At 40.9% G+C, this 17147-nt stretch carries 12 protein-coding genes; 1 reads left to right on the top strand and 11 read right to left on the bottom strand.

Going from position 1 to position 17147, the window contains the following annotated elements; genetic code table 11:
* Positions 1-29 precede the first annotated feature (29 nt).
* The 9 genes from MHB37_RS14985 to MHB37_RS14945 all read right to left on the bottom strand — a co-directional run bounded on the left by MHB37_RS14985 (position 30) and on the right by MHB37_RS14945 (position 13183).
* Positions 30-2627 (bottom strand): hypothetical protein, encoded by a 2598-nt coding sequence (locus tag MHB37_RS14985; protein WP_248548192.1) that lies wholly within the window; start codon positions 2625-2627, stop codon positions 30-32.
* Between the two features lie 132 nt (positions 2628-2759).
* Positions 2760-4088, bottom strand: coding sequence for a hypothetical protein (locus tag MHB37_RS14980; RefSeq protein ID WP_339282072.1), 1329 nt, complete (start codon positions 4086-4088; stop codon positions 2760-2762).
* A complete protein-coding gene (locus MHB37_RS14975; RefSeq protein WP_076129323.1) occupies positions 4085-5173 on the bottom strand; it encodes a DUF58 domain-containing protein in 1089 nt (362 codons plus the stop codon). Before MHB37_RS14975 ends, MHB37_RS14980 begins: the two co-directional genes overlap by 4 nt.
* A 3-nt stretch (positions 5174-5176) precedes the next feature.
* Positions 5177-6154: a MoxR family ATPase gene (locus MHB37_RS14970; protein WP_076217909.1), complete on the bottom strand. Its 978-nt coding sequence runs from the start codon at positions 6152-6154 to the stop codon at positions 5177-5179.
* Between the two features lie 131 nt (positions 6155-6285).
* Positions 6286-7374, bottom strand: coding sequence for a GerAB/ArcD/ProY family transporter (locus tag MHB37_RS14965; protein ID WP_076185951.1), 1089 nt, complete (start codon positions 7372-7374; stop codon positions 6286-6288).
* 21 nt (positions 7375-7395) lie between these two features.
* Positions 7396-8547 (bottom strand): Ger(x)C family spore germination protein, encoded by a 1152-nt coding sequence (locus tag MHB37_RS14960; RefSeq protein WP_076301985.1) that lies wholly within the window; start codon positions 8545-8547, stop codon positions 7396-7398.
* Positions 8544-9986, bottom strand: a complete 1443-nt coding sequence (locus MHB37_RS14955; RefSeq protein ID WP_340012544.1) for a spore germination protein — start codon at positions 9984-9986, stop codon at positions 8544-8546. The genes MHB37_RS14960 and MHB37_RS14955 overlap by 4 nt, the downstream gene beginning before the upstream one ends.
* Before the next feature lie 199 nt (positions 9987-10185).
* Positions 10186-11463: a right-handed parallel beta-helix repeat-containing protein gene (locus MHB37_RS14950; protein WP_405169605.1), complete on the bottom strand. Its 1278-nt coding sequence runs from the start codon at positions 11461-11463 to the stop codon at positions 10186-10188.
* A gap of 859 nt (positions 11464-12322) precedes the next feature.
* Positions 12323-13183, bottom strand: coding sequence for a DUF421 domain-containing protein (locus MHB37_RS14945; RefSeq protein ID WP_076129318.1), 861 nt, complete (start codon positions 13181-13183; stop codon positions 12323-12325).
* Positions 13184-13390: 207 nt separating this feature from the next.
* Here MHB37_RS14945 and MHB37_RS14940 point away from each other — a divergent pair, with 207 nt between their 5' ends.
* Positions 13391-13597 carry a DUF1657 domain-containing protein gene (locus MHB37_RS14940; RefSeq protein ID WP_036678243.1) on the top strand — a complete coding sequence of 69 codons (207 nt, stop codon included), beginning with the start codon at positions 13391-13393 and terminating at the stop codon, positions 13595-13597.
* A gap of 37 nt (positions 13598-13634) precedes the next feature.
* On the opposite strand, the gene MHB37_RS14935 is transcribed toward MHB37_RS14940, so the two are convergent.
* Both MHB37_RS14935 and MHB37_RS14930 read right to left on the bottom strand, forming a co-directional pair.
* Positions 13635-15428, bottom strand: coding sequence for a sensor histidine kinase (locus MHB37_RS14935; RefSeq protein ID WP_076185958.1), 1794 nt, complete (start codon positions 15426-15428; stop codon positions 13635-13637).
* Positions 15429-15444: 16 nt separating this feature from the next.
* A complete protein-coding gene (locus MHB37_RS14930) occupies positions 15445-17025 on the bottom strand; it encodes a response regulator (protein WP_076185961.1) in 1581 nt (526 codons plus the stop codon).
* Positions 17026-17147: the final 122 nt, after the last annotated feature.

Raw genomic sequence — 17147 nt, 5'->3', positions numbered from 1 at the left:
CCTCTTCGTACAATAATAGATATGAAATGCTATTTCTCAGTTACAACTGCTCTATCAATCTTGATGTTATAAGCTTGACTAGCCAGCTCGATCCGTTCGCCTTGGAATTCATCGTACAGCGTGATCCGGTAGGTTCCTCCTGACAAATTCTTATACATATTATTGCTAAAGCTTGCTGTATACGAGTTGTTGGTCCCTTCAAGAATATCGGTGCCAATGTTCAAGCTTCGTTCCTGAGATAGACCATATGGATCCGTCATTTTGAGAACCAGCTTATGCGTGAAGGTTCCCATATCATAGCTGCTGTCACGAAGAAGATTGTAATTCATAACTATATTTATAGAGTCACTGCCTTGTAGTGAGCGCCCTTCCGAACTTAGAACGGACATGGTATACGGATAAATAGCCACCTTCGTCAAGTTCTTCTCTGGTGGTGTGATGACCGGATTTAATGACAGTGATGCCATATTAATAAATCCAGTGGATTCCTGACCGGGTTCCGTCAGCTTATTCCCAGTAATCCCTGGCCCAAGGAACAGGCTTACATCAGAAGCATTAACAGCCTTCGGAACCTTAGCCCAAAAGGTGATTAATTGCTTACCGCCTGGAGTAGCAGACGTATCCGGCTGATTGGCTGTAGCTTCGAATAGCTGACCATCTCCCGTTTTGTAATAAGCTTGGAGGCGAGCCATTTTGCTTTGTCTTTTCTCTTCACTGCTCAGAAGCAGCTCTGTGTATACGAGATTGGAGTTAAGTCCTTCATAAATAATGGTTTTGTTCTCTTGCACTTTTGCGTTCTTGCCTTTACCAGAGATAACATAACTTCCTCCAGTTTCAATAGAAGCTACAGCGTTCATCATGCTGTTCGTAGTAACTGACAGGAACGAGCTTTTCTCTTCTTTTACCATAGAATAAAGATTTAATTTTAATTTATCGAACTCTTGTGTATAAGGAATTTTGGCAAACACATAGATTTCAGCGTTTTTACCGGGCCCAATCGTTGAAGTTTCCTTATCCATAAACAATTCCGTTGAAGATGACATGTCCTCATTGTCTACCTGAACAGCTCCCTTTAATTCCGGCAGGGACAAGGCAACCGATTGGGTATTCGTAATATTTAATCTGGCAACAACGATATCATCGTCTTTCCATGGAAAACGCTGCAAGGAAACTAAACTATAAGTAAACGTCCCATATTCATTTGTTGCTCTATATTCCATACCTTTCTGTATCTCAGGACGCAAGGTATAGGAGATCGTAAAGTAAGCAACCGGAACCGTTAGTTTAGCTGTGTTGCTCGTAGCGACATTGGTTCCACCAGTGCTTCCAGTTGCTGCACCTTCTCCAGTAGTTCCCGTTTCACTATTATCTGGAGCAGAAACAGCCTCAATCATCTGCAATTGCAGTGAATTCTGTTCTACCTCAAGGGGTACCTGTGCGGTAAGCGGGATGATTTTTTCCTCCAGCGGTTTTATGGTTAATCCGCTCAAGCCCTTAGAATTGATCGGAAAGGTTGTCCCCGTTGAGGATTTGACAGCAAGCTCATAAGAAGGTAACGTAACGGCTGTCTTTCCTGTATTCTTCACTCGCAGCTGAAAAGTCCAGAATCCCTTATTGTTCTCTGCGTATACGGTTGCGTTATTTAATTGGGTTTCAACCGTATTGTTATTGATGGTAATTTTCTTGATTACACCTTTGCCAACTACCAGATTTGGTGTAGTAGCCGCAGGCAGCTTGTACGAGGATTTGGCAATCTCCAGCTTCAGCGCCTCATCCTTTTGGGTGAATTGCAGTTTCATATTCTCCGTCTTCATATACGAAGGAATTTCTGTAAGATAATAAATGGTTTTTTTCTCTTGGGGCTGAATTTTATAACTAAGCTGAGAACGGTCAAGGGCTAATTCATACGAACTTCCCCCTGCCGAGACCAAATATGCTGCGTAACCAGGATCACTTAATACTTTGCTGCCTTTATTGGTCAAGCTTATGCCCACCTTGGCATAAACCTTTCCGCTGTATTTGTAGAGCTCCAAGGATTCACTTTTAGCAATAACCGGAATGTCATTCATTGTAGTGCTTACATTTTTTCCGTTTACAGCGGTTGGCGAATAGTTGGCGGGTATATTAAAAGTTCCTACTTGCTTGAGATACCCCTTGGTTTTGGAATCCCAAACGTACATTGGAATCTTGATACCTTTTAACGAATTTACCTGGCCGACATTAACATAATATGTAACGCGTAAGCTTTCGTTAGAACCCACTTTTTTCTTAGTAGCGTCCGCACTTAGTGGATTCCCTGGAATAACAGAGCCGCCAGAGGTCATAACTCTCGAAAAATAATACAGTAGGCTAGCACTTTTGCTGCTGCCATTCGAATAGTTAATTGTATAAGTTAAAATATTGCCTCCAGGCTGTGACCAAATATTTACATCTTCCAGTGTAGCTTTGATATTAGCTCCTAAAGAAACGGAACCCAGATTACTAGGAGCTGTTACAGTTGCAGCAGCTACCGCCGATTTTGGCTGAACAGAACTAACTGCAGCAGCCGAAGCGGTATGCCCTGTCAACTGGCTTATGACAAAGGTGCTTAAGAGTAAAACAACATATGTACTGCTATGCTTTCTCATTGACTTCCCTCCACGAGTATTTTACTAGAATTATTATAGTGGTTAGCACAGATCCAATTGTATCCATGTTGTAACTCTTACAGGTCTTTTGTAACCTATTTGTTCCAATTTGCATATATTCTGAAAATGATTCTATAATTTCAGTTGATTTTTCAAAGCTGCAATATCAGAAGCGGCAGGCTCGTCTTCTCCGTATCTAACTTTTTCATATATTTCAATCAATTGATCTGCTGCTAAAGAATCATCATCACCCTTACGTTTATGCTTGCTACGATCTCCCCATAGCAAAACATCCCTTTTTGTTTCCTGCGGCGTAAGATAACTTTTCATTTCATAACCGTTATCGCGCTTTATATTAAGCCACCGCCGATAAAGCCAACGGACACGTTCCTGCTCGCCATTCATCTGATCCCAGCGATCCTTACGATGTTTTGAAGGAAGACGAGAGCTCCAGAAATCCTTTAACCCTCGAACGGTTTGTTCCCAAGTAAAGACGCTTTTCTCCTCGTCAAGATATGCTGTATTATTCTTAGGGGTATGTTCCCTACGTAACATCGATAACAATGCATCTATGACTTTCCGCCACTTTTCTCCAGCATTTCTGTACAACCAGCGAAGTGCATAATAGGCTGCAAATCCCAATAATACCGCCGCCAAAATATAAAACCCGTATTCTAGTATAATAGCTAGCCAGCCACGCTTTTGCTCGCCAATTGGTGGTAACATCGGAGTTGCTGGCGGCAATTCTGCTGGCGGAGGCTCTGGTTCTTTTGTGCCAGAAAATAACTGATTAATAAAATTGAAAAATGAGCGTAAGAGTCTCCATACCAATGATCCTATAGCTTTACCGACACCTGCCGCTAGTACAGCTGCAATAACTCCAATCACAATGACATATATACGATTATTCCGTTGTATCCCTTTGGGCAGCGTTTCATTCTCTTCAGTAAGTGCGCTGTATCGTATATAGCTGCTATTAGAAATAAGTAAAGTCAGTATTAAATACAGACTGCCACACCAGGTCAATAACGGCACACTTGGCTCCAATTCAGGAACTCTATGAAACGCTATAGTTGCCACAAAATAGATTATTATACCTATCCAAAACATTCTGAATCTATTATTTCTAGAGTCTACCGTCATCCCTAAGAATGTACATATAATTCCAGCCACACCTAAGGGAAGGCTTTCGATGGATAAACTCCCTGAAGCCACACCTAATAATGCCCCGAGGATTAAGGCGGCAAGTAATTGCTTCCATCTTACATTGCAAAAATTGCGCAAAAGAATGCCTGCTAAAGCTAGTATAGGCAGCGCAATCAACCATATTTGTTCATCTTGTTGGGGCAACAAATAAATCTGAAATAGAACCCAAACCGGTAGAAATAGCAACAATTCAATAATAGACCACAACCAGAGTTTCACTGTTTCCCTTACATAGCCAGACAACGTAAGCTTCATGCGCTCTCTCTCCCTTGTTCCGGAATATCCAGCCATTCCACACCATTGCCTTGCTGCATTAGGAGATCCGTCGCCTTTTGCAATTCTGCTCCCCTATGGCAGCTTATGATTAGAAAGTCTGTGTCACTAATTCCACTCTCAACCTGCAATTCCAATAGTCGACTCATAGGAAGTGTTCTATCCAGCTTCAGCCTTGCCAGGAGCTCTAACATATCTTCGAGCTGAGCCATCGGCTCTGCTTCAATTGGATCTCTTTCGCCAGCATCGTCCAATCTGCCATTACAGATTAATCCGGTCTCAATTCCATGCTGCATTGCGTATTCAGCTATAGTCGCTGCATATCTTATTCCTTGCTCGATTCGTTCCACATCAGTCACCGTTCTCCACATGGAATCACTGTCCTCTATATTCAGACAGATGACGAGCCGGGAATCAGCCGTGTAATCTTTTTTATGAACCTGCATAACACCAGTACGTGCTGTAGCCTTCCAGTTTACCAATCCCATAGAATCTCCTGAGCTATATTCACGAATGCCAGCAGTCAGAAAAGGGTCTTCAACGATCCATCTTTTCACAGGAAGCTCACCCAGCCAGCTATGAATGGGCAATGGAAGCTCGTCTAGATTCAGCAGAACGGGATAGATCAACAACTCTAACTCGAGTGGATATGTTTTGTTTTTTCGAGTCAAACCAAATGGATCTCCCGTTGTCATAGTCACGGATTCTAAACGATATAAACCACGACGCTCACATGTCACTTGATGCCGTCTTTTAATATGACGATAAGATTTTAAATAGAATAAACTAATATGATTCTGAGAGATTTCTCCTGTACTAATCCCAAGATTATCCTGACTTCCAAATTCCAGACCTCTCGCAATACTAGACTCCAATCGGAGCCACGGCAAAGGAAGAAGCTTCGCATTAATGATCTCCTCGATCATCTCAATACGTTCTCCTTCATAAGCAGTCTTACTTGAAAAATAACGAGAATAACTAAGCGCTTTCAGACCATTCCGTTTATAAATGTCAGCAAGAAGTAACACCAACGCCACTGTAATGAAAATGAACCAAGGCAAAGCCATAGGTCATTCCACCTTTCCGCCTCTTAAGGACGTCACGGGTTCAGCAGGCACCTCAACTTCACGAAGCACTTGCAATACAATATCCGCGGCTTGTCCCTCTCTTGAGCCTAATCCCCGATGAAGCAGCAGACGATGTGCAAGCACGGAAACAGCCACGGCTTTGATATCATCCGGTGTTACATAGGATCTGCCTTGAATAAGTGCATATCCCTGAGCTGATCTAAGCAACGCGCCACTGGCACGTGGACTCGCACCCAGTTTTACTGCCGTAGATTTGCGTGTAGCTTCCGTTATCCGTACGATATAACCTAATAAATCATCACTGATACTTACCGATGCGGCTAAACGCTGTGCGGCTTGAATATCTTGTGCCGTTGCTACAGGAAAAGACTCTTCGAGCGGATTATTCTCACGAAAACGCTGCAAAATATGTATCCCTTCATCAAAGGTAGGATAACCCGTAGTAATCCGCATCAAAAATCGATCTAATTGAGCCTCAGGCAGTGGGAAGGTCCCTTGGTTGTCTATCGGATTCTGAGTAGCAATGACAAGAAACGGTGCTTCTAATCCGTGCGTTACCCCATCGATAGTAATTTGCCGTTCCTCCATACACTCCAGTAGGCTGGATTGGGTTCTAGGTGTTGCACGATTAATTTCGTCAGCCAGCAGTATATTAGCAAATACCGGACCTGGTCTGAACTGAAACTCTCCCGTCTTCTGATTGTAATAGTTGATCCCGCTTAAATCGGAAGGCAATAAATCCGGCGTAAATTGTATGCGCTTAAATGAACAATCCAATGATTTGGCAAGAACCTTTGCCAGCAAGGTTTTACCCGTACCAGGTACATCTTCCAGCAAGACATGTCCATTCGCAAGTAATGCGGTCAGCAGCAGGTCTACTCCCTCCTCTTTTCCTACAATGACTTTGGCAAGATTGGCCCTAATAGATTTGATAAGTTCAGTTACTTCTTGAAGATTCATGTGAATACACCATCCAATCTGAGGATAATTATGTAATAAGTGCTTTAATCATAACAGAAAGCGTACCCGATTTATAATTCACAAAAAAAGCACTGTCCGTAATTAGACAGCACCCGTCTTCCATTCGATTTTCATTTCGCAGTCTTATGCCGATATCGAAAAAAGGCTACAATCCCATAATAGATGGGTATGCTTTCAACGATTAGCCAAATGATCACAATGGCAAAGCTTTTGTAGTGTTCGTAATATCTGCCGACGTCGCGTGAATATAAGTATGCTATTGTCACTGAAGCCAGTGTTAAAAGGGGAACGTAAAATTTTTTACTATTAGTATTAAACAAACTTGCTACACATTTTGAAGCTACATAGATAAGGAAAGCGCTGTGAATAAACATCGAAGACGACCATATTCCAATCAAAAGCGGGTCAGTATTACCTAATAAATTATCTTCTTTTGAACTACGCACCATCTCAAGAAAAGGATATTGGAGTTGCTGGCCTAAATGTGGACCAAAACTCATCATTGTCAATAACCATCCTATTAAGACCGTAATTGAAACATAGAACTGCGCAAATACTAATCTTTTCATCATTTTCGCTTCAATTTTTAAATCAGGTGCAATGAACAAAAGCACAATCCATTCTCCAAACCATGACATGACCACAATAGAATCTTTCAGGGCGATTCCAGGATCATGATAATGAAAGAAAGCAGGTACCATATTAAAGTCCGCGTTTGGAAGGAATAAATTAAATAATATGATCACGGTAATAAAGAAAATAATAAATAATCCATCGGCCATATATGTAATTGTTGCAAATCCTAGACTTGCCGTGTACATGATTACGAGACCAACGACACACTGGATAAATAGAGGTGGAGTTCCTCTTAAATAATTCGAGCCGAAAAATAGTACGAAATTCTCTATATCGAAAGAAACATAATAAACACACCAGCATAGTAGGAGCAGAATCATAAATTTATGTGGCCATTTGCCAATGATCTCTTTTCCAAAGTGAACCCAAGCTTGATTAGGTCGCAGCTTACCAACATAGATTGTAAACCACAATAATATCAATCCTAATAAGGAGCCAACGATTAATGCAATCCAGCCTTGATAAGAGGAAGTAGCAATAATAGCTGGTATCAAAAAAATGGTGGTTTGTGAGCTAAAAAAAATGGTGATAAACCGGAACAGCTGCCACTTTGTTGTACGCATAACTTCTCCTTCCTCAGTTCTTTATTTTGCTGTCCCAAAATCCACAATCCGAAAGTCCGTCTTCACCTTAATATCTGCCTCATGAGCGTAGTAATTATCCCAACGTTCTCTTAATTGCTTCCAAAGTTTCGGATCATTCCATTCCAGCAACATGCCGAGCTGTAGAACATCCGCACCTGCTTGCTGGGATAAACGTATAGCTTCGGTCAGATTAGCAGTTACTTTATCGCTTAGTTTCTCTGTAATGATATTACTGATCTCCTCTAGATTTCTTTTCTTAGGATCCCTTAAATAAATCACACTAGCTTTTCCCTTTAATTTCACTGTAAAAACTGGACCCTTATCCGTTATTTTTACTTTTTTCGAAGATTTGGTGCTAACAAATACAACACTTGCTGCACTTTCTCCACCATCCCAGGTAACAGAATAAACCGACAGCTTAAGCTTGCCTGCGGCCCATGCCAATGCCCTCCCCTCTTTAAGCTTTAGTATTCCCTTCATTTTCTCATTCTGAAACAACATAGCTCCTTGAATGCCTGCCCAATATTGTGGTTTGCCTTCTTTTGTAGTTTCTTCTTTTTTGCCAAATGAAAGATTATTTATAGCAAATCCAACGCCCGAAGCCTCAGCGAATATGCAGTCCTTAATTGTAGTCGAAAACATGTATTTTTCTGTTCCAAAGCTCCTCAGTACATCAGAAGGCAATTGTTCATAGATAGGTGTTAATGTATTCATCTCTTTTGCACTGCCGGGACTAGCCATGACATAGGTTCCAAGGGGGAGACTTGGCTCTCTTCTAATCCATAATAGGAGTTCACCAATCCCTTGTTCTGCATAAGCTTTCCCTAAGACAATTATTTTCAATTGGGAAAGACTAAGTTGACGTGTCAGATCTTTCTGAACTAGTAACATGGCGTCTGCGATCGTATCTGCGGTCTTAGAAACTGTAGAATAACTATTCCCATCACCGCCACCACTTGAGGGCTGGCTTCCCGAGTTGAGACGATTGGGCAAAGGAGAGTTAATCGTAATTTCAACGGTGCCTGCTTCTTTGCCTACATCTATAAATAAGCCGTACACAAAGGTTAATTCGTCCAGTTCCACCTTTGAAGACCAACAGCCTGTTAAATTTAGGAGTAGAAGTATAACAACTCCTATCTTTAGAGTTCTCATTTTTGATTCTGTCTCCTTAGATTCCTGTTGCTATAAAGTTTGCTGCGTTTCTTCATATAGTTAGAGGGAAAGCGAGATAATGTGTCCTTCCAATCTTCTAACACCAAAGGGGCAACGGGTTGTAAATACGGTGAGCCTAACGGTCTAAGATTAGCTAAATGTCCGTAAATCAAAAAAGCTGTAATATATACCCCGAGCAATCCCATTGTTCCCCCCATAATCAATAAAGGGAAACGAAGTAAGCGAAAAGTCAGACCGAGCTCATAATGGGGAATAATGTAGGTGGCAATTCCGGTAATGGAAACAACAATAACCATTGGAGCGGATACAATTCCCGCTTGTACCGCAGCCTGACCGATGACTATACCCCCAATAATAGAAACGGTCTGGCCCACAGGCTTTGGTATTCGGGTTCCAGCTTCTCTAAGGGCTTCGAAGGTAAGCTCCATAATCAAAGCCTCAGTCAATGCTGAGAAAGGAATGTTCTCTCTGGCAGATGCTATCGTAATTAACAGGTTTGAGGGAATGATCTGAGGATGAAAGGTTGTAATCGCAACATAAAGCGATGGAAGAATCATCGATAGGATGGAGAACACAAATCGAACCATTCGAATCCAGCTTGCGGCATAGAAGCTTTGATAATAATCCTCAGAGGATTGTAGCATTGTAAAAAAAGAGGTAGGTGCAATCATTGCAGTGGGTGTGCCATCCTGTAATATTCCGATCCGGCCTTCCATTAAAGAAGCTGCCACCGAGTCGGGACGTTCTGTATATTGAAATACCGGAAATGGTGTCAAGTTCCCCTTCCGTAATTGTTCCGATATATAACTAATGCCCAATATGCCATCAATATCTATTTCATTTAGTTGCTTTTCAATTTCAGTAAGAACTTCTTTTTTATAAAGTCCTTCAATATATACAACATACACATCAGTTTTTGTATATTTACCAATCGTATAATGAATAGTCTTTAGATCCGGATGTTTAATTTTGTGTCGGAGCAGGGACAGATTTGTTTCAATATCTTCAATAAATGCTTCTTGTGGTCCAATCACCACAAGTTCATTTTGTGATTCCGTAACCGATCTTTTCTGATATTGCGTGATCTCAAAATAATAAACATAAGGAAGCTCTTCAAAATAAAGCACTACTTTTCCAGCGACAATCAAATCCACAGCCTTGTTTATGTCAAACTCCTTAAGATACGGGATGGGAAAAACAGCTCCTCGATCCAGTCGTTCTAAAAAATCCGGCCATTTGTGCTCTGAATTTGCTTCATTTTTTAGCGGCAATGCAATATCTTTATGAAGACTCAGGGAATTTACGATGAATGGGATATAGATCAAGTCACAGGAATGCCCATGAAGGCGAATGTTTTGAAAAACTGCATCACTAGATCCTTCCAGTTGTTCTTTTATTGTTTCAATAATTCCAGACATCTGCAGACTACCTCCAAAATTGTGACTTGTTAATCTGGCTTAGTTTGCCAACGTGATGGAAGGTTTATACTTAAAACAAACCAAATAGGCACAAATCCGGTATAGTACCGGACTCATGCCCATCAAAATATCGAATAAAATGACCTATCTAATCCTACAGAGTCAATTAAATAAGGAGCTCATACCCCTAGCTTTCAAATCACGGAAAAGTTGCACCAATATTAGTTCCGCTAGGTGTTCCAGATCCGGTTAGATCGCTACCCCCAGTTAATTTGAGGAAACTGCCCAGACTAAAAGAACCATCTGCATTTCGCACCACTGAAGGTGTAAGACTTACAAAATCAGCGGCACTGGCCACCAAACCCTTGGCATTGGTACTTGCATTACTTTTCCACCACACATTAGTACTTAGAATATCGGTTCCACTTGTTTTGTCACTCGATCCTCCAGCAAAAGACAAGTTGTTCGTAAATTGGTGAGTACCGGCATCAAAAGCAAAGTTACTCTGTCCGTTACTCCAAGAAGTATTATTTGTTAACTGAATGGAACCTGGATTACTATTGTAAGTGAATCCGTGTTTTTTATTTTGAAACGCTATGCTATTCAGCACAATGTGGTTTACTGCAATTTTTTCACCACCTAGTTTGAATCCATTCCCATCACTGTTTGCCGTTGAATTTCCATCTGAGGTCTGTCCGTTCTTATAGGAGATACTATTCTTGATCGTCACCACTCCGATGGAGCCTGTTTCTGATTTACTGTAAAGATCCCAGCCGTCATCTGTATTCCATGCAGCTATACATTTATCGAATACGTTACCAGGACCTATGGTCAGCTTAGCAGCAAAACCATCAGCGTCTTCCCCGTTATCCGGATCATAATTATCATGAGAATACACTCCAATGATCTGATTATAGCTCGGCCATTGACTCATGCTGGTCAGTGATGAAGCATAACGGCTGATTTGCAGTCCCGAATCCCGATTATGGTGGGTTTCAACATTCTCAATAATGTTATAGTTCCCGCCAATAAAGATCCCATTGTCTCCTGAGCCTCTTATCTCTAATCCTTTTACCTTCCAGTAGTTACCGTATATCTGCAAACCACGTTGAGCTGGGTCAAATGGCTGGGCGTAAAAATCCAATATAGGCTTCTCAGTCCCATATGCAGTGATGTTCTTTCGTAAGTTAGAGCTTCCGCTATTATCTTGTCCAACAATTATTGTTGAAGAATACGTGTAAACCCCTCCACGCATATAGATGGTTTCCCCGGGGGCTACCTTCGTAATCGCTGAGGCCAGTGTGGTTGGACTACCAATTGTTCCTGCGTTGCTGTCCAGACCATTTGGAGCTACATAAATAGAGCCTGCAACTGGTGTTGCTGTTGGTGTGACGGTTGGAGCTACTGTCGCAGTGGGGGTTGCGCTTGCTGTTGGAGTAGCCGTAGGAGCTACCGTTGGTGCAATTGTTGGAGCTATAGTAGGCGTTGGTGTCGGAGTGCCCGTGGTGATATCGGAGACATTGATATTGTCGAACTTCGCTGCTGTCTTATAAGCTACAAGTCCTATACCTCCTGCTGTCAAAATGTTATCGTGTGCATTTAGCTGTAAAACATCATTAACATACATTTTAAGCGAATCTCCACTAAGCTCTAGCCTAACTGTATAGGCAGTCCCTGTAGTTATAGGAAAATCAGTTTTACTAGCCAGTGTTGAACTTGAACCATTCACTTTTTTTCGTATTTCAAGCGTCCCACCATTACTGTTAGACAGAGATGCAGCATAATAGTTATTTCCGTCAACATAGCGCCCGCACACATAAGTTCGATTAGTCCCATTGAAATCATCAATCTTCACATCAGCTTGAACGCTGTAATCTGTCCACGTGTTGCTACCGGAGAACGAACGTCCTTCGTTTTGACTGGATTGGTAATACACATGATTGCCACCTTCTTCAACTACAGACCAAGTTCCTGTTGTACTCATCCAATTGTCGGCACTTCCATTCTCAAAATCATTACTGAAGATATTTGCTGCCTGAGCGGTAGGGTTACTCCATGCCAAATTACCTAGAACCAGCGAAGTTGTAAGCGCAACCATAATTCCGAATGAAAATCTTCCTTTTAGTTTCACGTGAACATCTTCCTCCTTGTTTTCTGATGTAAATAAAAAGCGAAGGCATTCCTCCAATCTTGTGTCATCTATAACTCCAGCCTAATCTCAACTATAATTAATATTTCGAAGTTGTACAGCTACTTTATGCCCATATTATTACATTTATTTAAATTAATATAAAAAACACCCTCGATCTTACTCGAGAGTGCCTTTATCTTTACCCTTAGCTTTGAATTAACGGTTTCAAAACCTTCAGTGAAGCCTGCAATTGCTCCGAACATTGTTCATACATTTTTTTAGCTTTTTCGTTATCTGTTGATAAACTGAACATCTCTAAATCAGCTTCACACTTTTTCAGCAAAGCATATAATTGAGGCTTATCCTGCGGCTGTGGGACTTTAAAGTTATCTGCATACAAATCGACAGTCAGCTCACCATAAGAATCAACTTGTCCAAGAAAAACATTCTCAACCGTAAAACCCATTTTCTCAAGGGCTCCATCCAGCCAGCTTCGCGTCAGGTTTAGGGTGTCTAATGGTTTGTCGAGCACTTTACCATCCATAATGACAACTTGCGACTCTTTCTCCGGGGCAACCTTTATACCCAATTGCTTAGGGGTTACCGGCTGATATTCACTCTTGAGTAAAACATTTATGGCTCCATCAGATTCCATAATCGCAAATTCCACTTCCGATATATTGAAAACGTCTTTTTTGCGTAATTCCTCCAGCAGTTCATCTGTGGTTAAACGTTCTTTTTTCATATGATCTTCGAGTATTTTTCCGTCCTTAATTAGTACGGTGGACTTGAAATCAATAAAGTCTCTTGCTTTTTTACTCTTCATCTGAAGGTATTCGATCCCTAAAGAACAAGCCACCCATACAATCAGTGCAATGAGCCCTAAATGCCATAACTTATCCGTATCCAAAGAAATGTAAGCGGCTAAGCTGCCGACGGTTATCCCCGTTATATACTCGAAGAACGAGAGCTGCGATACTTGTCTCTTTCCCAGTAATTTTGTTAAAAAGAAAAGTACAACCACAGCAAAGAGCGTTCGAACTACAACCTCTAACCACTCCGGCATTACAATTACCCTCCTTTTGAATCAAAACTTGTTTACTAACACTCATTATTTGTCAATAAAGGCGCATTCAATCCGGAATTTCACTACTTATTTATGGAAAATCATCTATTACTAGAAGTATGAATTTTTTTCCTGCATAACGCTAGAAGCATTTGAGGACAATAGCATTCGTCATGCTAATAATCCAACACAGAGGAGAGAAACTCAATGACAGTAGCCTCACAAGTTAAAACATGTTTATCTTCTTTAAAAGGTGCTCAAGCCAGTCTTGAACAATTTGCACTAGAAACACAAAACGAGAGTGCAAAAACCTTGTTCACGAACGCAGCCGAGCAAACACAACAAATCGTAACTCAAGTAGAGAACCGGGTAACCGAATTGGAGTCCGAAGAGCCTCAATATAAAGGATTTTAATTAAAATTAAAGGGGTCTTAGGCTAGAAAAACTAGCTTTAAGACCCCTTTTCATCATGTACAACATTCGAACGAATGCCACGCTTGCCCTTATTAGCAGGAATTAGTATCTGAACAGAAGTGCCAATTCCAACACGGCTAAAAATGGTTACGCCGTACTCAGATCCATATTGCAGTTTAATCCGCTGATCTACATTACGGACCCCATAACCTGTATTCGTGTGGCCCTTTGGATCAAAAATTTGATCAATACGTTCCTGTCTCATGCCGATTCCATCATCAATGATGCGGAATAGAATATCATTGCCCTCTTTACGCCCAACAATGCGTAAATGAATGTGATCACCACACCAGGCGTGCTTCAGCACGTTCTCGATAAAGGGTTGTAGAATCAGTTTTATAGTCTCATAAGGCCAGATTTCTGTATCAAAATCAAACATAACTTCCAGACGATCACCGTATTTAATTTTCTGAATTTCTAAATAAGCGTTTGCCTGCTCAATTTCAGTCGGGACCGGAATCATGGTTCGTCCTTCATTAAGCGTCAGGCGATAAAACTTCGCTAATTCCAGCACCATCTGCTGCAGCTTCTCATTTTGACCAAACTTGGCTAATTGAATAATAGATGACAACGTATTATATAGAAAATGAGGATTGATTTGTGATTGCAGAATTTCAAGCTCTGCTTCCTTCTTCTGGAGCTGCGTCAAATATACCTCTTTAATCAACATATCGATATTTTCGCCCATATCATTTAATGCGGTTGCAATCTGAGAGAATTCATCCTTGCCTCGATAGGAAATACGCTTGTGAAGATCACCTTCCCGATAGGCATTCAGCACGTACACGAACTTATTAATCCGAATTGAAAAATATCGGGATATAAATATGCCGACAAAACTAAAAACTACACAACAGATGAGACACATCAAAATAATAAACAGTCGTACCTTCACTGCATCCTGTTCAAGAATCGTAATTGGAACTAGCGCGTTTAATTGCCAAGCTTGGTTAGAAACTGTAACTGTTTCACTAATCGTCAGGTAATCCTTATTAAGTTCGGCTTCGTTGGAATAGTGCTCTGGTAGTTCTCCCGATTGGTACATCGTTCTTCCGAACTCGTTTTTTAAAATTAGAATACTTCCTTTTCCTATCTTCGTATAATTCACACTATTGAACAGATCTGGAATGCCTACATTAATCCGCAGGAAGCCAATCTCCTTAGGTACAAGAGGATCATATGTATCTATTAATCTACGTAGCAACGAGATACGATTATTTTCTACATCGCGCTCAATCTGCCACCATTTCATAGTCTCCGCATATTTCTCGGTTGGAAAATCATAATACCAGGATTTCCCTTCAATCCGGTTCATATGGTAAAGATGATAGAAGCTACTATTATCCAGATAGCCCTCTAGTGAATTCGAATAGATCTCAGGAATGGATTCATTCTTTAAAAATAGCGACATCCCAATCCTCATACCCGTTGATTGAATAGCTACGTCCAGCTTTGGAAGTACCTTCATAGACATCCGGTCATAATTCTCCCAGCCTTCTTCATAGCTTCGCAGATTCCGATAGAAATCATAATCACTATATAATTGCGTGGATATCCGGGTAACTTCCCCCATTTTATAATCAATATTATCGCGAATTTGCAACAACGTACCTTTAATATTCGAACTTGTATGCTCGCGTAATGAATCATTGTACATAGAGTGAGAGACAAAACCTATCACAGATACTGGGATAATAATGAAAAAAATATACGTCAGCATTAATTTATACCCTATCGGCACATACTTATGTTTACTTCTTGGTTGTTTCATGCAACATCATCCCCCATCACTTCTCCCGCTTACGATACTCCATAGGTGTCATACCATAGGCTTCTTTGAATTGTCTGCTGAAGTAAGGAAGATAACGGTAACCTACCTGGCTCGCGATTTCATAGATTTTACACTTCGGATCTTTCAAAAGCTTGCCGGCTTGTTCCATTCGCAGCTGAATGAGTACTTCGCTGAACGTTTTCCCAGTTTCCTCTTTAAATAGATATCCCAAATAGTTGGGTGAGAAAGAGAACTGCTGTGCAATATCCTTTAACGTAAAATTCTCGCTCATCTTATCCTTCATCATTTGCATAATTTCTCTAATCAGTTTATTGTTCACTGACTCTGTTTTGCTGCGTAGGTACTCGGATATCTCAAACGTTTTGAGTACAAGCCAAGAGCGTATATCACTGATCGTATCGAATTGAAGCAAAATATCTAAACTATGTAACTCCATACCTAAGATTTCAAATAAATCCTCACTAACCTCTTTCAACTGCTGATCCAGCTTCCATATAATATACATGGCTAGATTATGAATCGTGAATTTAGATCTTAAACTACTCACGGATTTAAACAGCTTATCGATCTCGTCATAAATAAGGACTAACTCATATTCTTTCATCGCTTTAAAAAGCGTATCCATACGGGCATCCAACGTACGGGCATCAATCATTCCAGGTTCGCTGCTAACCGTTTCATACATAATTAGTTTGCCCTTGCCGAGAAACATCTTTCCGTCAACGGCTTCCATAGCTTGCCGATAGGAGGTGTGGACCTGGTCCATAGCAAATGTAGGCTTCCCTACCCCTACGGTCATAGTGACAGGAAATTTTGTGCGAATTGACTCATAAATTTCTTCAATAAACTTCTCCATCTCCTGTTCGTTAATCAACAACGCGATTCGATAAGAAGATACCTTATAGCAATGTGGCATACCGTGCTTCTGAGCAATAGTATTCACTTCATACAGAAAGTCCTTGGACATTAGATGTTTAGTTAGATTATCCTGTTCTTGCAACCAGTTGAAATAATCCAGCTCCAAAACCGCCACACGTATAGGCCATTCCAGCTTATCCAGACCGTAGGACTTCATAAGCTTTAACATTCCAGCTTGAGTGTCCCCCTCCCATTCCCCTTCAAATAAGCGGATCAACAAATCATTTTTGGCCATAGGAATCATATGCTGATAAGCTTCTTCAACGTCACGCCGTTTACTTTCATCATCTAAATCCTGCTTTACTTTCTGTAGTGCAGCAATAAGTTCCTTGTCATCCATTGGCTTAAGGACATAGCTATATGCTTTTAGTGAAAGCGCCTGTTTCACATAGCTGAAATCCTGGTAACCGCTTACAAAAATCACACGTATATCGTTTTTTTTCTCTATGGCAATCCGAGCCAGCTCTAGACCCGACATATTCGGCATATTCACATCACTAACAATAATATCAATAACATGCTGTTCTAAAATATCGCATGCCGTAAACGCGTTATTCGCTGCCTCCACGACCTGCATACCCAGTTCATTCCAAGGAATGAATTGTCTCATGCCTTCAAGATCAAGCATCTCATCGTCTACTAATAATACGTTGTACATCAACACAATCCCCCTTTGAAATGTTTTAATCAAACAGCTGAATTCTACTAACCAATCTTTTTCAGTATACCATTCATTCTCTTCCCTAACAGCTGATAAAACATTGAGTACAAGAAATGGGA

The organism is Paenibacillus sp. FSL H3-0286, assembly GCF_045040705.1.
GTDB lineage: Bacteria > Bacillota > Bacilli > Paenibacillales > Paenibacillaceae > Paenibacillus_AQ > Paenibacillus_AQ odorifer.
The sequence above is the reverse complement of the archived record's forward strand: the minus strand, read 5'-3'. Positions and strand labels throughout refer to the sequence as shown.

Excerpts from the sequence above, each read along its gene's own strand:
- MHB37_RS14935 (WP_076185958.1), bottom strand. The coding sequence starts at position 15,428 with ATGAAACAACCAAGAAGTAAACATAAGTATGTGCCGATAGGGTATAAA.
- MHB37_RS14970 (WP_076217909.1), bottom strand. The coding sequence starts at position 6,154 with ATGAATCTTCAAGAAGTAACTGAACTTATCAAATCTATTAGGGCCAAT.
- MHB37_RS14955 (WP_340012544.1), bottom strand. The coding sequence starts at position 9,986 with ATGTCTGGAATTATTGAAACAATAAAAGAACAACTGGAAGGATCTAGT.
- MHB37_RS14985 (WP_248548192.1), bottom strand. The coding sequence starts at position 2,627 with ATGAGAAAGCATAGCAGTACATATGTTGTTTTACTCTTAAGCACCTTT.
- MHB37_RS14960 (WP_076301985.1), bottom strand. The coding sequence starts at position 8,547 with ATGAGAACTCTAAAGATAGGAGTTGTTATACTTCTACTCCTAAATTTA.
- MHB37_RS14975 (WP_076129323.1), bottom strand. The coding sequence starts at position 5,173 with ATGGCTTTGCCTTGGTTCATTTTCATTACAGTGGCGTTGGTGTTACTT.
- MHB37_RS14945 (WP_076129318.1), bottom strand. The coding sequence starts at position 13,183 with ATGCCGGAGTGGTTAGAGGTTGTAGTTCGAACGCTCTTTGCTGTGGTT.
- MHB37_RS14930 (WP_076185961.1), bottom strand. The coding sequence starts at position 17,025 with ATGTACAACGTATTATTAGTAGACGATGAGATGCTTGATCTTGAAGGC.
- MHB37_RS14980 (WP_339282072.1), bottom strand. The coding sequence starts at position 4,088 with ATGAAGCTTACGTTGTCTGGCTATGTAAGGGAAACAGTGAAACTCTGG.
- MHB37_RS14940 (WP_036678243.1), top strand. The coding sequence starts at position 13,391 with ATGACAGTAGCCTCACAAGTTAAAACATGTTTATCTTCTTTAAAAGGT.
- MHB37_RS14965 (WP_076185951.1), bottom strand. The coding sequence starts at position 7,374 with ATGCGTACAACAAAGTGGCAGCTGTTCCGGTTTATCACCATTTTTTTT.